A 15,571-nucleotide genomic window follows, 5' to 3' on the forward strand; every position below is an offset into this window, starting at 1 on the left:
GGAGATGAGGTGAGCTAGCCATGGAAAGACCCGTCTTTCGAAACCTGCGGATACCTCTCGCGACCTACCGGGTCCAGTTCAACCGGCATTTTCGGTTCACCGACGCGGTGAAGGTGGTCCCCTATCTGAAAGAACTTGGCATCACCGACATCTATGCGTCTCCCTATCTTGCCGCCCGCCCCGGCAGCCTTCACGGATACGATATCACGGACCCCACCAGGATAAACCCGGAGATCGGCGACCGGGAGGACTACGATCTCTTCGTCAAGACCCTGCGGGACCACGATATGGGACAGATCCTCGACATCGTCCCCAATCACATGTGCATCGACAGCGAGAACCGCTATTGGATGGACCTTCTGGAGAATGGGCCGGCCTCCCGGTGGAGCGGTTTTTTCGACATCGACTGGGACCCGGTCAAGGAAGAGCTGCGCGGCAAGGTCCTCCTGCCCTTTCTCGGCGACCAGTACGGTGTTGCTCTCGAAAAGAAGCAGATACAGTTGGAATACGAGGACGGCTCCTTCTTCGTCCGCGTTTACGACAACAGGCTGCCTCTTCTTCCGGAAACATATGGCGATATCCTCTCCTCCGGGATCGAGGGTCTCGGGGAAAGCATCGGGGGAACTGCCGGCTATGAAGAGCTGCTCAGCATAATCACGTCGGCGGGAAAACTCCCCGCGTACGTCGAGACGAACCCGGAAATGGCGGCCGAACGGGTCCGCGAGAAAGAGATCGTGAAGCGGCGCCTGAAAGACCTCTATCAGAGCAACGGGGAGATACGGGCCTTCGTGGACAGGAGCGTCACCGTCTTCAACGGCACCGAAGGCGACCCGAAGAGCTTCGACCTCCTTGACGGTTTGCTCTCCAGGCAGCTCTACCGGCTGTCTCACTGGCAGGTGGCGACGGAAGAGATCAACTACAGGAGGTTCTTCGACATCAACAGCCTCGCCGCCATCAGGGTCGAGGACCCGGCGGTCTTTGAGGAGACGCATCGCTTTGTGTTCGATCTCATAGAGGGCGGCTGTGTCACGGGCCTCAGGGTGGACCATCCCGACGGCCTGTATGACCCTTCCGAGTATTTCGACCGTCTCCAGCGGCGATGCTTTGCGATAGCCATGAGATCGCACCTCGAGGAGGTCAGGCAGGATGTCGACCTCCCCTACGGCACGACGTACATCGAACCCGCCATATCGGAACGCTACGACGAGGCCTTGAGGACACAGCGGTACTTCAAACCGTTCTACATCGTTGCGGAGAAGATACTCGGGAAGGGTGAGATCATGCCCGAAGAGTGGCCCCTGTTCAGCACCACGGGCTACGTGTTCCTGAACTCCGTGAGCGGGCTTTTCGTGGACGGAAGGAACGCGAAGGCCTTCGACGCGCTGTACAGGCGCTTCACGGGAATGCAGACCGATATCCAGGAGGTGTTCTACGAGAACAAGAAGATCGTCATGGAAGTCGCCATGTCGAGCGAGGTCAACACCCTGGGACACCGCCTGAACAGGATAACCGAAATGGACCGGCAGACGCGGGATTTCACGCTTAACAGCCTCATAAAGGCCATCATAGAGGTCATAGCCTGCTTCCCTGTCTACAGGACGTACATAAACGGGACCGACGTGAAGGAAAGGGACCGCCATTACGTCGAGCTTGCCGTCTCCCGGGCCATCAGGAGGAATCCCGTCCTCAATGAGTCGATCTTTCTCTTCATGAAGCGGGTCCTTCTCCTTGAGTTCCCGGCCGATATGGATGATGAGACGCGCCAGGCATGGCTCAATTTTACCATGAAGTTCCAGCAGATAACCGGCCCTGTCATGGCGAAGGGCGTTGAGGATACGGCCTTCTATCTGTACAACAGGCTCGTCTCCCTCAATGAGGTCGGGGGCAGCCCGGACAGGTTCGGCACCTCACCGGACACCTTTCACGGTCAGAATATCGAACGTATCAAGAACTGGCCCTATGCCCTTATCACGTCCTCCACCCATGACACGAAGCGCAGCGAGGATGTGCGAGCGAGGATAAACGTGCTTTCCGAGATCCCCGGGGAATGGAGGGAACATGTCGTCCTCTGGGCAAAGCTGAACAGGAGAAAAAAGATCGTCGTCAACAACCGGAAGGTGCCCGACGCCAACGAGGAGTACCTGCTCTACCAGACGCTCGTCGGCAGCTGGCCCTTCGGTACGGTGAGCGACGACGAGTACGGATCGTACAAGGAACGGGTCAAGAGTTATATGACCAAGGCGGCAAAGGAAGCAAAGGTGAACACCAGCTGGATAAGCGCCGACAGGATGTACGAGGAGGCGATGACGGTCTTCGTGGACACCATCCTGGACAGGGAACGGGACAACCCTTTTCTTGATGATTTTGTCCCCTTTCAGGAACGTGTATCCCTTTTTGGCATGTACAATTCCGCGGCGCAGACGCTCCTCAAGATCTGCGCGCCGGGCGTACCCGATTTCTACCAGGGCACGGAGGTGTGGAGCTTAAGCCTCGTCGATCCCGACAACAGGATGCCCGTTGACTACGGGTCTCGCATGCGCATGATCGACGAGATGAGAGGGGAGCTCTCCCGGCGGAACACCGCCGAATACGCGAAAGATTTGACAAGTTCCATGGAAGACGGCAGAATAAAGCTGTACATAACTTACAGGACGCTCGGTCTTCGCCGGAAGACGAGAGAGGTCTTTGAAAAAGGTGAATACATTCCACTGGAAGCGACAGGGACCCGCTCGGGACACGTCATAGCCTTCGCGCGTCGTTTCCTCAATACGATGATCGTGGTTGTCGTTCCGAGGTTCATCGCGAAGATATTGTCTTCACCGGACATGACCTTCGCGGACATGTGGGAAGACACGATGGTGATCGTTCCCGAAGGTTCGGACGAAGAGACATTCAGGAACGTCTTCACGGGAGAAGACGTGGTGAAGACCCGCCGGCAGGGGTTTCCGGGACTTGCCTGTTCCGGTCTTTTCAGGAGTTTTCCCGTCGCGCTTCTCGAAACCGGTCGTTGATCGGCCGGGAAAGGAGTTGTCTCATGCCACAGGTGCTCGCAATGATCCTCGCGGGAGGAAGGGTGGGTGAACTCGACGTGCTCACCTTTTACCGGCCCAAGTCGGTCCTGCCTTACGGCGGGTTGTATCGCGTCATCGATTTTCCCATGAGCAACCTCATGCATTCCGATATCGAGAACGTGGGCATCCTGTCGCAATACAGGCCCTTCGAATTGATCAGCCACATAGCGAACGGCGAACCCTGGGACATGACGGGGAGACACCGTCAGGCTGTGATACTCCCGCCCTTCCAGGGCCGCGGCTCCTCAGACTGGTACAAGGGTACGGCTGACGCCGTCTACCAGAACACCGATTTCATTCGCATGTGCGATCCCGAGATCGTTGTGGTCCTTTCCGGAGACCATATCTATCGCATGGACTATCGCAGGCTCATCGAGTTCCACCTGGAGAAGAACGCGGACCTGACGGTCGCCTTCACGAAGGTCGCGCCCGAGGCGTCTTCCCGTTTCGGCCTGGCCTTCATCGAGGACGAAGACCCCCGGGGAGGACGGGTCACACAATACAGGGAGAAACCCAGGAACTCAAACCTGGAATGGGCGTCTCTTACCATTTACGTCTTTCGAACCGAGCTCCTCATCACCGTACTCGAGGAGAACGCCGCGAACTCCTCCCATGAGTTCGGCAAGGACATCATCCCCATGCTCATGGAGAAACACCGTGTGTACGGCTACAGGCACAGCGGCTACTGGGGATACACCAGGACGATAGAGGAGTATTTCCGGACAAGCATGGATATCCTCGGTGAGAGACCCAGGCTCGACATACGCTCCTGGCAGCTCAGGACCAACATGGCGGACAGGAGCATCAGGGACCGGCCGCCACCTTTCATCGGTCCTTCAGCCAGCATCGAGGACACATTCTTCCACTGCGGCTGCACCATCAAGGGCCGTGTGGCGCGCTCCATCCTCTTCCCGGGCGTGACGGTGGAGGAGGGCGCCGTTGTCGAGGACTCCATCCTCTTTTTTGATTCGACCGTCCTCGGGGGCACGGAGATCAGGCGTACCATAGCGGATACCGGCTGCGTGATGTCCGAAAGATGCCGTATCGGCGACGCGGGCAACGACCTCGCTGTCATCGGGATGGGAACGGTGATTCCCGAAGGGGTCTCCATACGGGGCGGTGTCACCGTCCATCCCAAGCTCAAGGCCGACGCCTTCTCAAAGAAAGAGTATTCTCGCGGGGAGGTGGTCCAATGAAAGGTCCGGCAGCGATCCTTCTGGCAGGCGGGGTGGGAAGCAGGCTCAATATCCTGGTGCGGCACAGGGCGAAACCGGCCGTCCCATTCGGCGGCATTTACAGGATAATCGACTTCACCCTCAGCAATATCGGCAATTCGGAAATGACCAGCGTGGCCGTTTTGACACAGTACAAACCGCTTTCTCTCATGGACCATATAGGGGACGGCTCCTCCTGGGACCTGTCGGGCCGCTCCCGGAGTGTCAAGATCTTCCCCCCCAAGACGGGAGAGGAGGACTGGGATTGGTACAGGGGAACAGCGGACGCCGTGCGCCAGAACATATCCTTCGTCATGTCGGCCAAGAGCGACGAGATCATGATCCTGTCGGGAGACCATGTCTACCATATGGACTACCGCCGGATGGTCTCATTTCACCGGCAGAAGAAGGCCCGCGTGACCATCGCCACCATTCCCGTGCCCTGGGAGGAGACACACCAGTTCGGGACCGCCATCACGGACGGGAACAGCAGGATCGTTCAGTGGGAGGAAAAATCGCCCCGCGCGAGGTCCAATCTGGCATCGATGGGGATATACGTCTTCGACAGGAAGTACCTGATAGGCCTTCTCACGGAGTCCAAGGAGGATGATTTCGGACACCACATCATCCCCCGGGCCCTGGAGGAGAATGTGGTATATGCCTATCCCTTCGACGGATACTGGCGCGATGTCGGCACCGTCCAGGCATACTGGGACGCGAACATGGACCTCCTCGATCCTTCGTCCGGGATAGACCCGGGAGCCTGGAGGACAATGACCAACATAAACGCCGGCGGACCGCCTTTCGACAGGCCTCCCGTTCTGGTATCCTCCGGGGCGCGGGTCGAGCGTTCCATCGTGTCCCCCGGCTGCACCGTCGAGGGACATGTGGAAAACTGCGTTCTTTCGCCCGGAGTAACGGTGGAACGCGGCGCATCCGTCCGCGACTCCATCATAATGCACGATTGCCGCATAGGCGAAGGGGCGCGGGTCGAGCGTTCGATCATCGACAAGGAGGTTGTCGTGGGGGCGCGTACCACGGTCGGTATCGGCGACCCGAAAACGATCAACCGGACTCATCCGGAACATCTCTACTCTGGCCTCACCGTCGTCGGAAAACGGGTCGTCATTCCCGCCGGGATCAGTGTCGGCACGAACTGCATCATTGACCCCATGCTCGGTGCCGAGGCTTTCCCGCGAGAGGTCGAAAGCGGAATGACCGTGACGGGGATGTGAAAGCGATAAGGATCCTATGGCTGACAGCGTGATCAAAAGAGAGGACATCCACGCGCGGTTGACCGAGATCGGCAAAGCCGACATCCTCGTCGGAATCCCGAGCTACAACAACGCCCGGTCCATCGGTCACGTGGTCCGGGCCGTGCAGGCCGGCCTTGCCAAGTACTTTCCCGAAAGAAAAACGGTCCTCGTGAATTCCGACGGGGGATCGACGGACGGCACGATGGACGTCGTTCACGACACTGCCATCGATGATTTCCGATCGATCCTGCTCTCCCACCGCGTGGAATCCTTCTCCAAGATAGCCATTCCTTACCACGGGATCCCCGGCAAGGGAAGCGCCTTCAGGACCATCTTCGAGATCGCCCACGCTCTCGACGTGAAGGCCTGTGCCGTGGTGGACTCCGATCTGCGCAGCATCACCCCCGAGTGGATAGAACTCCTTGTCAAGCCCGTCATGGACGACGGTTACGACTACGTCGCCCCCCTTTATCATCGCCACAAGTATGACGGGACGATCACGAACAGCATCGTCTATCCCCTGACACGGGCCCTGTACGGAAAGAACGTGCGCCAGCCCATAGGGGGTGATTTCGGATTCTCGGGGAAACTGGCAGGATTCTACCTGTCCAAGGACGTCTGGGAAACCGATGTTGCGCGCTACGGCATAGACATCTGGATGACGACAACGGCCATAGCAAATGACTTCCGCGTCTGTCAGGCCTTCCTGGGTGCAAAGATCCACGATGCCAAGGACCCGGGGGCGGACCTTTCCGCCATGCTCTACCAGGTCGTGGGGGCAACCTTCGACCTCATGGAGGAATACCCGGGAACATGGAAAGGAGTGACAGGGACACAGTCCGTGCCCGTTTTCGGGTTCACCTACGAGGTCGGCCTTGAACCCGTGAGCGTCAACATCCAGAGGATGATCGATAAGTTCACGCTGGGTGCCAGAGAACTTGTTCCCCTGTGGGAGAACATCCTGTCCCGGGAGACCCTCGGCTTCCTCAGGAGACTGGCCGATGGAACCGGGGACGACTTTCACATGCCCGACACCGTGTGGGTGGACATCATATACAGCTTCGCCCTGGCCGCGCATCGCAACGTGCTCAACAAGGAACACCTTCTCAAGTCGCTGACCCCGCTGTACATAGGACGCACTGCGTCATTCGTGATCGAGGGCCGGGAAAGCAGCGGACCCGAGGTGGAAGAGAAGATAGAGAACCTCTGCGGGGTGTACGAGAAGCTCAAACCGTCCTTCGCGGACCGCTGGAAGTAAAACGAAAGGGGGCTTTATATGAATTTTCTTCAAAGGGTCATTATAGAACCTTTCGAGAGCTCTTACGAGAAGTTCCTCACATTCATGCCCAACTTCCTCACCTCCCTGGCGCTTCTCATCGTGGGCATCGTCCTTGCCGCGGTTCTCAGGATGGTCTTTCTCCGGATCTTCCGTGCCGTGAACCTCGACAGGGCGGCCCAGCGGCTCGGGCTCTTCGATATGCTCCTCAAAGGCGGGATCAGGGACTCCCTTTCGTCCTTTATCGCAAGGATCATCGGATGGCTCGTCATCTTCACCTTTGCCGTCGTGGCGGTGCAGACACTGAAGATACCCACCGTCGAGCACCTTCTGGAACGCTTCTTCCTCTATCTCCCCAATGTCTTCACGGCGGCGGTGATCCTTCTCTTCGGCTACCTTTTCAGCAACTTTTTCGGACGGGCCGCCCTCATAGCCTCCGTCAACGCGGGAATGAGAAGGGCCGGCCTCGTGGGCAGGCTGGTCAAGATCACTGTCTTCATCCTCTCCGCCACAATGGCGATGGAACAGCTCGGGATCGGCCGGGAGACCGTCCTCATAGCCTTTGCCATAATCTTCGGCGGCATCGTCCTTGCCCTCGCCATCGCCTTCGGTTTCGGCGGGAGGGACATCGCGAGGACCTATCTGCAAAGGACCATGGGAAAAGACAAGGAGGAAGAGGAGGAGCGGGACGATATAAACCCGTTGTAGGGTTTTACGTTGTCAGTTTTAGGTTTTTCGTTGAAGACCATCGTTGTCTTGACCCTTATCCCCTCTTTCCATTGACAGGCGGTCCAGGATTCTGTTCTTATTTTGAAAATACGATGACAGGGAGATAACGGCGGATGATCGAGTTCAGGAAGGTTGAATCGGAGAGCATTTTTCTGGATCCGCGGAAAGGCTTTGCGCCCACCACGGTCCGCTTCCAGGTCCGCGTCGATCCGCTGACGGGGAGGACATGCCACTTCTCCCATTTCGGGGCCATCAAGCCGCAAAAGCTCGACCTTGCCGGGTATCACGACCCCGCCGTGAAGGGCTTCTGCCCCTTCTGCGCCGAACACCGCGAAAAGGCGACACCCAGGTTCACACCTGATATCGTCCCCGAAGGCAGGCTGACACAGGGAGAGGCATTTCTCATACCCAATCTCTTCCCTTACGATATCCACAGCGGAGTCGTCGTCATGTCCGACGATCACGTCGTCGGTCTCAGGGAACTGACGAAAGAGAGGCTTCGCGACGCTTTCGCCCTGGGCATCGGGTTTCTCCGCCGCATCGCCGCCATCGACGGGTCGCTGCCCTATCACCTGATGACCTGGAATTACATGCCGCCTTCGGGGGGAGGTCTGGTACACCCGCACCAGCAGTATTTCGCCACCGCCCACCCTGGCAACCAGTTCACGGACGAACTCTCGGCATCGCGACGCTTCGCGGAGCGTTACAGGCAGAATTACTGGTACGTCCTCGCGAGGCGGGAAGAGACAGAGAACGAGCGGTACATCGCACGGCTCGGTTCGGGCCACTGGATAGCCCCCTTCGTCTCTCTGGGGCTCCTCGGTGAGGTCATGTGCGTCTTTCCCGATGTCTTCTCCCTTGACGAATTCACGGACGACGATATCGACGACCTCGTCGCCGGTCTCGACCGGGTCTTTCGCTATTATGAAGACTCCGGGATCTTCAGTTTCAACGCGTCGCTCTCTTTCGGCCCTTGCGACCAGGAACACTTCAGCGCCTATTTCCGCATCGTCCCCCGGACGTTCCTCAACATGCGCGACTTCGCCCCGGATCTCAACTTCTTCCAGGCCATCCTCTCCGAACCCATCTGCGTGGTCCTCCCGGAAGACCTCTGCAGGGAGCTGAAACCCTACTTCAAGTAAAAAGACCGTTCCAGGTTTCAAGTTTCAGGTTTCAGGTTTGAAACAAAAGCGTATTTCCAGTCTTTGTCTTTGACTTGAGACCTGAGACATGGAACCTGAGGCCATCTTTTGCTTGCATCATCCTCCTTCTATGCTATAGTTCCTGTATGGATCTCCTTGAACTGGTAACGAAGAACAGGAGCCATCGGCGCTTTCAGGAGAGCGAATCCATAAGCATGGAACAGCTGGAAGGTCTCGTGGAGCTTGCCCGTCTTTCACCGTCGGCCGCGAATCTCCAGCCCCTTAAGTTCGTCCTTTCCAACGACCCCGCCCGCAATGGATCCATTTTCTCCTGTCTCATCTGGGAGGATTACGTCAAGAACTCCCGCGGGCCTGCCGAAGGCCGGCGGCCGGCGGCATACATCATCATTCTCGGCGACACCACCATCACGAAGGACTTCTCGTGCAACCACGGGATCGCCGCGCAGAGCATGCTCCTCGGCGCCGCGGAGATGGGTCTGGGCGGCTATATGTTCGCCGGGGTGGATAAGGCCAGACTGGCATCTCTTCTCGGGATATCCAGGGAATATGAGATACTGCTCGTCATCGCCCTGGGTGTGCCCAGAGAACGTGTTGTCATCACGGAGGCGAAAGACGGGAACATTGCTTACTGGCGCGATATCAACAAGGTTCACCACGTCCCGAAACGCCCCCTGGAGGAGATCATACTGGATCTGTGAAAGACGGTTTCAGGTTTCAAGTCAGAACACTTGGAGATGGTATGACTGTGCTGGAACTTGTTACAAAGAGCAGAAGCTATCGGCGGTTCCACGAGGATAGGCCGATCGGTCTGCAGCAGCTTAAGAGGCTTGTCGAGCTTGCCCGCCTTTCACCCTCGGCGAGGAACATGCAGCCTCTAAAGTTCATCCTGTCCCATGACGCCCGGAAGAACGCCGCCATATTCTCGTGCCTTGCCTGGGCAGGCTATCTCAAGGACTGGCCAGGCCCCGAAGAAGGCGAAAGACCCTCCGCCTACATCATCATCCTTGGGGACACGTCCCTCACGAAGGACTTCGGCAGCGACCACGGTATCGCCGCGCAGAGCATACTGCTCGGGGCGACCGAGATGGGGCTCGGCGGCTGCATGCTCGGCAATATCAAAAGGGACCGCCTGAGGGCCCTTCTCAATATACCCGGGCAGTACGAGATCCTCCTCGTCATCGCTCTCGGAGCGACCAGAGAACAGGTCGTCATCGACGTGGTGAAAGACGGGGACGTAAAGTACTGGCGGGACGCCGACAAGGTCCACCACGTCCCCAAGCGCCCCCGAAGGGAACTGATACTCAAGATATAAAAGCGCTCACGGGCACACGGGTCGGCGCTAAAGCGCCTACGGGCACACGCGAAAAAAACAAAGAGACTTTCAGGTAACGTGATCCTGATATTTCCCCTCTTTGCCTCGTCTGCCCGTTTGCGCGCGAAGCGCGCAGACCCGTGTGCCCGTTCACTTTTCTATTTCCTGTCCAGGAGTTCCCTCACCTTTTTGAGGAGCAGCGTCGGGGATACCGGCTTGGGGAGGTATTCCAGGGATTCGTCCTGTATCCCCTTGTCCGTGATGACATCGGCGGCATACCCGCTGACAAAGAGCACCTTTGCATCCGGCCGGACCATGATGATCTCGTCGTAGACCTGCTTGCCATTCCTTTTCGGCATGACAACGTCAAGGATCGAGAGGTCTATCACGTGAGAGAACTCGGTAAAGCGCTCGATGGCCTCCTGTCCGTCGACCGCTTCTATCATGCGATAACCAGCCTTTCGCAGAACCTCCCGGGTAAGCTCCCGGACGCTCCGGTTGTCCTCGGCGATGAGGATGGTCTCGCCGCTGCCGCCCCGCATGCCCTGAACACCTGCACGTTTGCGTACCCTTTTCCCTTTCGCGACGGGGATGTAGACCGTGAAGGTCGTTCCCGCCCCGGAGGCACTGCAGACATCAATGAAACCGCTGTGCTGTTTGACTATGCCGTAAACGATGGAAAGGCCGAGTCCGGTGCCTTTGCCCGGCTCCTTCGTGGTAAAGAAAGGTTCGAACATCTTCTCCTGCACACGGGGGTCAATGCCGCATCCGGTATCGACGACGGACAGGACAGCATAATCGCCCACTTCTCCGAAACCCTTCGCGGCAATGAAATCCTCGTCGATCGACAGAACATCGGCTGAGATCAACAGGGTCCCGCCGTCGGGCATGGCGTCCCGGGAGTTCGTGGTCAGGTTCATGAGGAGCTGATAGATCTGCGTCGCGTCGGCGAGGATGGTACATTCCTCGCGGGGAAGCCGGATCTCGAGTCTCATGTCCTCTGGAAGAAGCCTTTCCAGGAGTCTTTGCACCCCTCTGACAAGTTCGTCCAGCTTCTGGGGCTTCATCTCCATGACCTGTTTTCTTCCAAAGGCAAGAAGGCCGCCGGTGAGCTGCGCGCCTTTCTCGGACGCCATGCTGATCTCCTCGACATAGAGCTGATGGGGGTCATCCTCGTCGAGTTCCGTTTGAAGGAGACCGCAATAGCCCATGATGGTGGTGAGGATATTGTTGAAGTCGTGGGCCATGCCCCCGGCCAACTGTCCGATGGCCTCCATTTTCTGGGCCTGCTGAAGCTGTTCCTCGAGTATGGTTTCCTTCGTGATGTCGAGGAGGGTCCCGATGGCGGCCGGTCTGCCCCTGTAGTCGAATGAGCTCCCCAGCACCTCCACCCTGGCGACGAGGCCACTCTTGCGCGTCATCCGAAACCTGTACTGGATACTCCCAGTCTCGCCACTGAAGCGCTTCCTCAGGTTCTCTTCCACAACGCCGCGGTCTTCTCCGTGGACAAGATCGAGAGGCTCCATCCTGTCCACTATCTCATCGTAGCCATAGCCGGTTATCTCACAGAACCTCCGGTTCACATACCGGAAGAGACCATCCTGGATGATGTAGAAGCCGGCCAGGGACTCCTCGGCAACACCCCGGTACTTTGCCTCCGATTCCTTAAGCATCTCGCCTGCCCTTTTGAGCTCCGTTATGTCGATAACGACGCCGACAATACCGCCGGGGGTACCGTCCGGCCTGTGGAAGGCGGCCTTCCTGATTATGACGTAGTGGACACGGCCCGAAGGGTCGATGACCACCCCGTCGTACTCGAGTACCCCCCCTTTTTTCATCAGTTCCCTGTCCTTGCTTGCATGGACCTTCGCCTCCCGGGCGGGTTCGATGTCGAAGACGGTCTTCCCCCGTATCGTCTGGCACGAAACGCCGTAATATTCCTCGAAGGCCCTGTTGCACTGGATGAACCTTCCTTCAGGGTCTTTGATGAATATGGGATTCGGCATGGTATCAATAAAGGTCTGGAGGAGTTCCACCTGTTCCTCCAGCTTCTTCTGGACCTCAACCCGTTTCGTTATATCCCGCATGAAAACGAGCGTGGCAGGCTCGCCCTTCAGGGTTATCACCGAAACGGCCGCCTCGAAGAACATGACCTTCCCCTTCACATCGATTATCCGGAGCTCGTATCGCGTGGGAATGTCCTTGCCCGCCTTGCGGCCCTGGCGATAGCGGTCGATGCGATCATAATCGTCGGGATGAATGAACCGCCCGATGCCGGTTCCCAGGATCTCCCTCGCGTCACGAACCCCCACCGCCTCGACGTACTGCTGATTGGCATAGACATAGACACCGTCCCTGAATATGGCCACACAGTCATTGCAGTTCTCGATGGCGACCCGATATCGTTCCTCGCTTTCGCGCAGGGCCTCCTGCGCCTCCTTCTGCGCGGTGATGTCCGTTACGACACCTTCGATGTAGTGCTCCCTGCTGTCGAGACGGGCCGAAATGAGAGCCCAGAACACGCTTCCATCACGCCTCGCCATCAGGACCTCATGGCGGTCGACCCTCTTGTCGCGCTTGATCGCCTTCAGGATCCGCCGGCGGTCACGGGGGTCAGCGTAAAAATCCGCCGCATGCAGGTCACCGTTGTTGTCGATCCCGAACATCTGCGACAGGGTGAGGTTGGCATCGACGATCCTCCCGTCGGCGAGGGAGCTTCTGAACATGCCCGCGGGAGAGTTCTCGAAGAGGTAACGGTACTTCACCTCCCTTTCCTTCAGCTCTTCTTCGGCCATCTTCTTCTCGGTGATATCCGTCGCCACGTGGACCACCCCTATGGGCACACCCGACGCGTCCACGATGGGTGCGCAGGAGACAAGAAACGTTCCGTGTATCGTCTCGATCTCCATCTCCACGGTCTCGAGGCTTCCCCGGGTGAGAAGGGAATGCATGGGACAGCCCCGGGCGGGTTCGTCCGTACCGTGCATGACCTCGTAGCATTTCCTTCCGATGAGCTCATCCTCAGCGACTCCCGCTATTTCCTGCGATCTCTTGTTGGCTGCGACGATGGTGAATTGGGTGTCAAGGACCAGGATGGGCTGGAGCGTGGCCTTGAGAAAGCCGTCCCATTGCCCCATCATGTGCGCGAGCTCCCTTCCGGCGGAGAGTCCGTTCGTTCTGCCGGCGCGGGCATCGGCAGCAGACCCCTGCCTCGTGCGGCATGGTTGCGAAGTGTCAGGCTGCGCAGGCGACCTCTTTTTCATGCTCACCCGTTCTCGGTGTGTCTGAAGGTCCTGATTTCTTCAATGATACACCATTCCCGTCACAGGTCAAGAAAAACGCATGCGCCGCCCCTGTGACCCGCCCTTTGACAGGGAACGGGAAAGGAAGGTAAAGTAGACCGAAAGGAGTGTTCGTCATGAAGATCCGTATCACAGCAGGTACCGTCTCCGTGGAAGCGGAGCTTGCATCTACGCCATGCGCCGCAGCCGTTGCCGGGGTTCTGCCCGTAACCGCATCTCCCAATGAGTGGGGAGACGAGTTCTACTTCGAGATACCCCTGCGCATGCCCCTCGACGACACTGCCACACGCACGGTCAAGGCGGGAGACATCGGGTACTGGCCGCCGGGAAACGCCATCGCCATCTTCTTCGGTCCCACTCCGCTTTCGACCGGACAAGACCCCGTGCCTGCGAGTGAGGTCAATATCATCGGCAGGATAACGGGGGAACCGGGGGTTCTCAGGGAGGCCAGGGGAACCGCCTCCATACGGTTCGAGCCCGCGATGTGATGGAAGCACGCTTCGAAGAAAGACCCGACCCCCCGCACGGAAAGCTCCTGTCCGTCGTGACCTCCGTCGCCGACCTTCTCGCCGGACCATCCGTCACCGCGGAGCGGTTGACACAGCTTCTCCTCAACGAGGCACTGCGCTGTTTAGGCGACGAGAACGACTGGTACATGGTGGAGGCCCTTGAGCAGAAGAAGCTCTCCGATGACGGCTGGAGAGGCTATCCCGGCTGGGTGGCCAAAGACCGGGCGGCCCCCGCGGAGGACGGCCCCGTTTTCGACGGTGTCCTGGTGCGCGGCACCCTCGCCTCTAAGCCTTCGGCGTCCGCTCTCTATCTCTCCGCCGGAACCCGGCTGGCAATGACGGGGAAACACAGGAACGGTCTTGCCGGCATACGCCTGCCAGGCGATACGGCGGCGTGGGTCCCTGACGCTGACATCCGGCGGGCCGACACCGGCATCGGCTCCGCTGCAACGAGGCAAAACGTCATCGGTACAGCCATGTCCTTCATCGACACGACTTACCTGTGGGGAGGAAGAAGCACGCCTCTTCGGTCCCTCCGTCGCGGGCCCGCGGTTTCCGGTGTCGGGGGTCCCCTTCCGGCGACAGGGGTGGACTGCTCCGGCCTCGTCAACCTCTCCTATCGCGCCGCAGGGATCGATGTTCCCCGGGACGCCCGTGACCAGTATGCTGCGGCAAGACCCCTTTCCCCGGACCGGCTCCGGCCCGCAGATCTCATATTCCTCACTTCCGGCGAGGGCCGGGGGATCGACCACGTCATCCTTTATCTCGGCGGGGAACGGTTCATCGAGGCCATCGAAACGGGCAGGCCCGTCGAGGTGGGGACGTTCAGGACCCGCTTCGGGGAGAGCTATGAGGAGATGGTGCGTGCCGGCCCTTCCCGCTGGTCCGGGCGCATCCACTTCGCCTCATTCCTGGAAGAAAGGGACAATGGAAAGGACCGGCCGGAAAGCTATGACGGACGATGAGATAAAGACCGTCCACACAAGGGAGGTGGTCCGCCCTCTGAAGACCACTTTTTCAACCTCTTTGGGGCGCAAGAGCGCCATGCGGAGCGTCATCGTCGAGGTCCGTCTCAGGGATGGGTCCCGAGGGCTCGGGGAGTGCGCCACAAGCTTCGTCCTTCCTCACGAAACGGTGGACAGGATACAGGGGATCATTGGAGAGGAAAGACCCTTTCTAACGGGGAAAAGGGCGACCCATTTCCCCGCCGTCGCGGCGGAACTCCGCGCACGGCACCCTTCTTTCCCCATGACGGTCTCCGGGCTGGAGACAGCCATCTGGAGGGCATGGCTCCGGAATACGGGAACAAGCGAGACCGGTTGGTTCGGGGGCTCCCTGAGACACATCGAGACGGACATCACGATACCCCTTGCGACGGACCGGAAGGTTCTGAAGGAGTGGATAGAACAGGCCGCCCGGAAGGGTTTCACCGTGTACAAGGTCAAGGTCAGCGGGGAGAAGGCCGATGACATCCGGTTCATCGCCTCGGTGGCGTCCATCCTCGAAGCCCTGGATATCCGCTATACCCTCAGGCTCGACGGAAATCAGGGTTTCACCCAGGGCGCCTGCCTTGCCTTCGCCGATCATGTCGTGCGGAAGGGATACCCCATCGAGATCTTCGAGCAGCCCCTGCTAAAAGACGATCACCGCGGGCTCAGGGAGGTGACGAAGCGTTCACCCCTTCCCGTCATTCTCGATGAGACCGTCTTTTCGGCAAAGAACATGGAGATGGCCCTCAA

Annotated in this window: 12 protein-coding genes; 11 read left to right on the plus strand and 1 reads right to left on the minus strand. The window is 58.7% G+C overall.

The window, feature by feature from the left end:
* Positions 1–20 precede the first annotated feature (20 nt).
* From treY to GXX82_12630, 8 genes are all read left to right on the plus strand, one after another.
* Positions 21–3,011, plus strand: coding sequence for a malto-oligosyltrehalose synthase (gene treY, locus GXX82_12595; protein ID NLT23876.1), 2,991 nt, complete (start codon positions 21–23; stop codon positions 3,009–3,011).
* A 23-nt stretch (positions 3,012–3,034) separates the two neighbouring features.
* Entirely contained in the window at positions 3,035–4,267 is a 1,233-nt protein-coding gene (locus GXX82_12600; protein ID NLT23877.1) for a glucose-1-phosphate adenylyltransferase, read from the plus strand.
* Complete coding sequence (locus GXX82_12605; GenBank protein ID NLT23878.1) at positions 4,264–5,520, plus strand: glucose-1-phosphate adenylyltransferase; 1,257 nt, start codon at positions 4,264–4,266, stop codon at positions 5,518–5,520. The genes GXX82_12600 and GXX82_12605 overlap by 4 nt, the downstream gene beginning before the upstream one ends.
* Before the next feature lie 16 nt (positions 5,521–5,536).
* A complete protein-coding gene (locus GXX82_12610; GenBank protein NLT23879.1) occupies positions 5,537–6,799 on the plus strand; it encodes a glycosyltransferase in 1,263 nt (420 codons plus the stop codon).
* Between the two features lie 18 nt (positions 6,800–6,817).
* A complete protein-coding gene (locus GXX82_12615) occupies positions 6,818–7,525 on the plus strand; it encodes a hypothetical protein (protein NLT23880.1) in 708 nt (235 codons plus the stop codon).
* Positions 7,526–7,659: 134 nt separating this feature from the next.
* Positions 7,660–8,688 carry a hypothetical protein gene (locus tag GXX82_12620; GenBank protein ID NLT23881.1) on the plus strand — a complete coding sequence of 343 codons (1,029 nt, stop codon included), beginning with the start codon at positions 7,660–7,662 and terminating at the stop codon, positions 8,686–8,688.
* Between the two features lie 146 nt (positions 8,689–8,834).
* Positions 8,835–9,407 (plus strand): nitroreductase family protein, encoded by a 573-nt coding sequence (locus GXX82_12625; protein NLT23882.1) that lies wholly within the window; start codon positions 8,835–8,837, stop codon positions 9,405–9,407.
* Positions 9,408–9,448: 41 nt separating this feature from the next.
* Positions 9,449–10,021, plus strand: coding sequence for a nitroreductase family protein (locus tag GXX82_12630; protein NLT23883.1), 573 nt, complete (start codon positions 9,449–9,451; stop codon positions 10,019–10,021).
* 158 nt (positions 10,022–10,179) lie between these two features.
* Here GXX82_12630 and GXX82_12635 read toward each other — a convergent pair whose 3' ends face one another.
* Positions 10,180–13,284 (minus strand): PAS domain S-box protein, encoded by a 3,105-nt coding sequence (locus GXX82_12635; GenBank protein NLT23884.1) that lies wholly within the window; start codon positions 13,282–13,284, stop codon positions 10,180–10,182.
* 155 nt (positions 13,285–13,439) lie between these two features.
* On the opposite strand from GXX82_12635, the gene GXX82_12640 reads away from it, so the two are divergent.
* The 3 genes from GXX82_12640 to GXX82_12650 all read left to right on the plus strand — a co-directional run.
* Entirely contained in the window at positions 13,440–13,811 is a 372-nt protein-coding gene (locus GXX82_12640) for a hypothetical protein (GenBank protein ID NLT23885.1), read from the plus strand.
* Positions 13,811–14,797: a C40 family peptidase gene (locus GXX82_12645; GenBank protein NLT23886.1), complete on the plus strand. Its 987-nt coding sequence runs from the start codon at positions 13,811–13,813 to the stop codon at positions 14,795–14,797. The genes GXX82_12640 and GXX82_12645 overlap by 1 nt, the downstream gene beginning before the upstream one ends.
* Positions 14,784–15,571, plus strand: a 788-nt coding sequence (locus tag GXX82_12650) for a hypothetical protein (GenBank protein ID NLT23887.1), incomplete at its 3' end; no start/stop codon positions are given. The genes GXX82_12645 and GXX82_12650, both read left to right, overlap by 14 nt.

The organism is Syntrophorhabdus sp. (assembly GCA_012719415.1).
In the GTDB taxonomy this organism is placed as follows: Bacteria; Desulfobacterota; Syntrophorhabdia; order Syntrophorhabdales; family Syntrophorhabdaceae; genus Delta-02.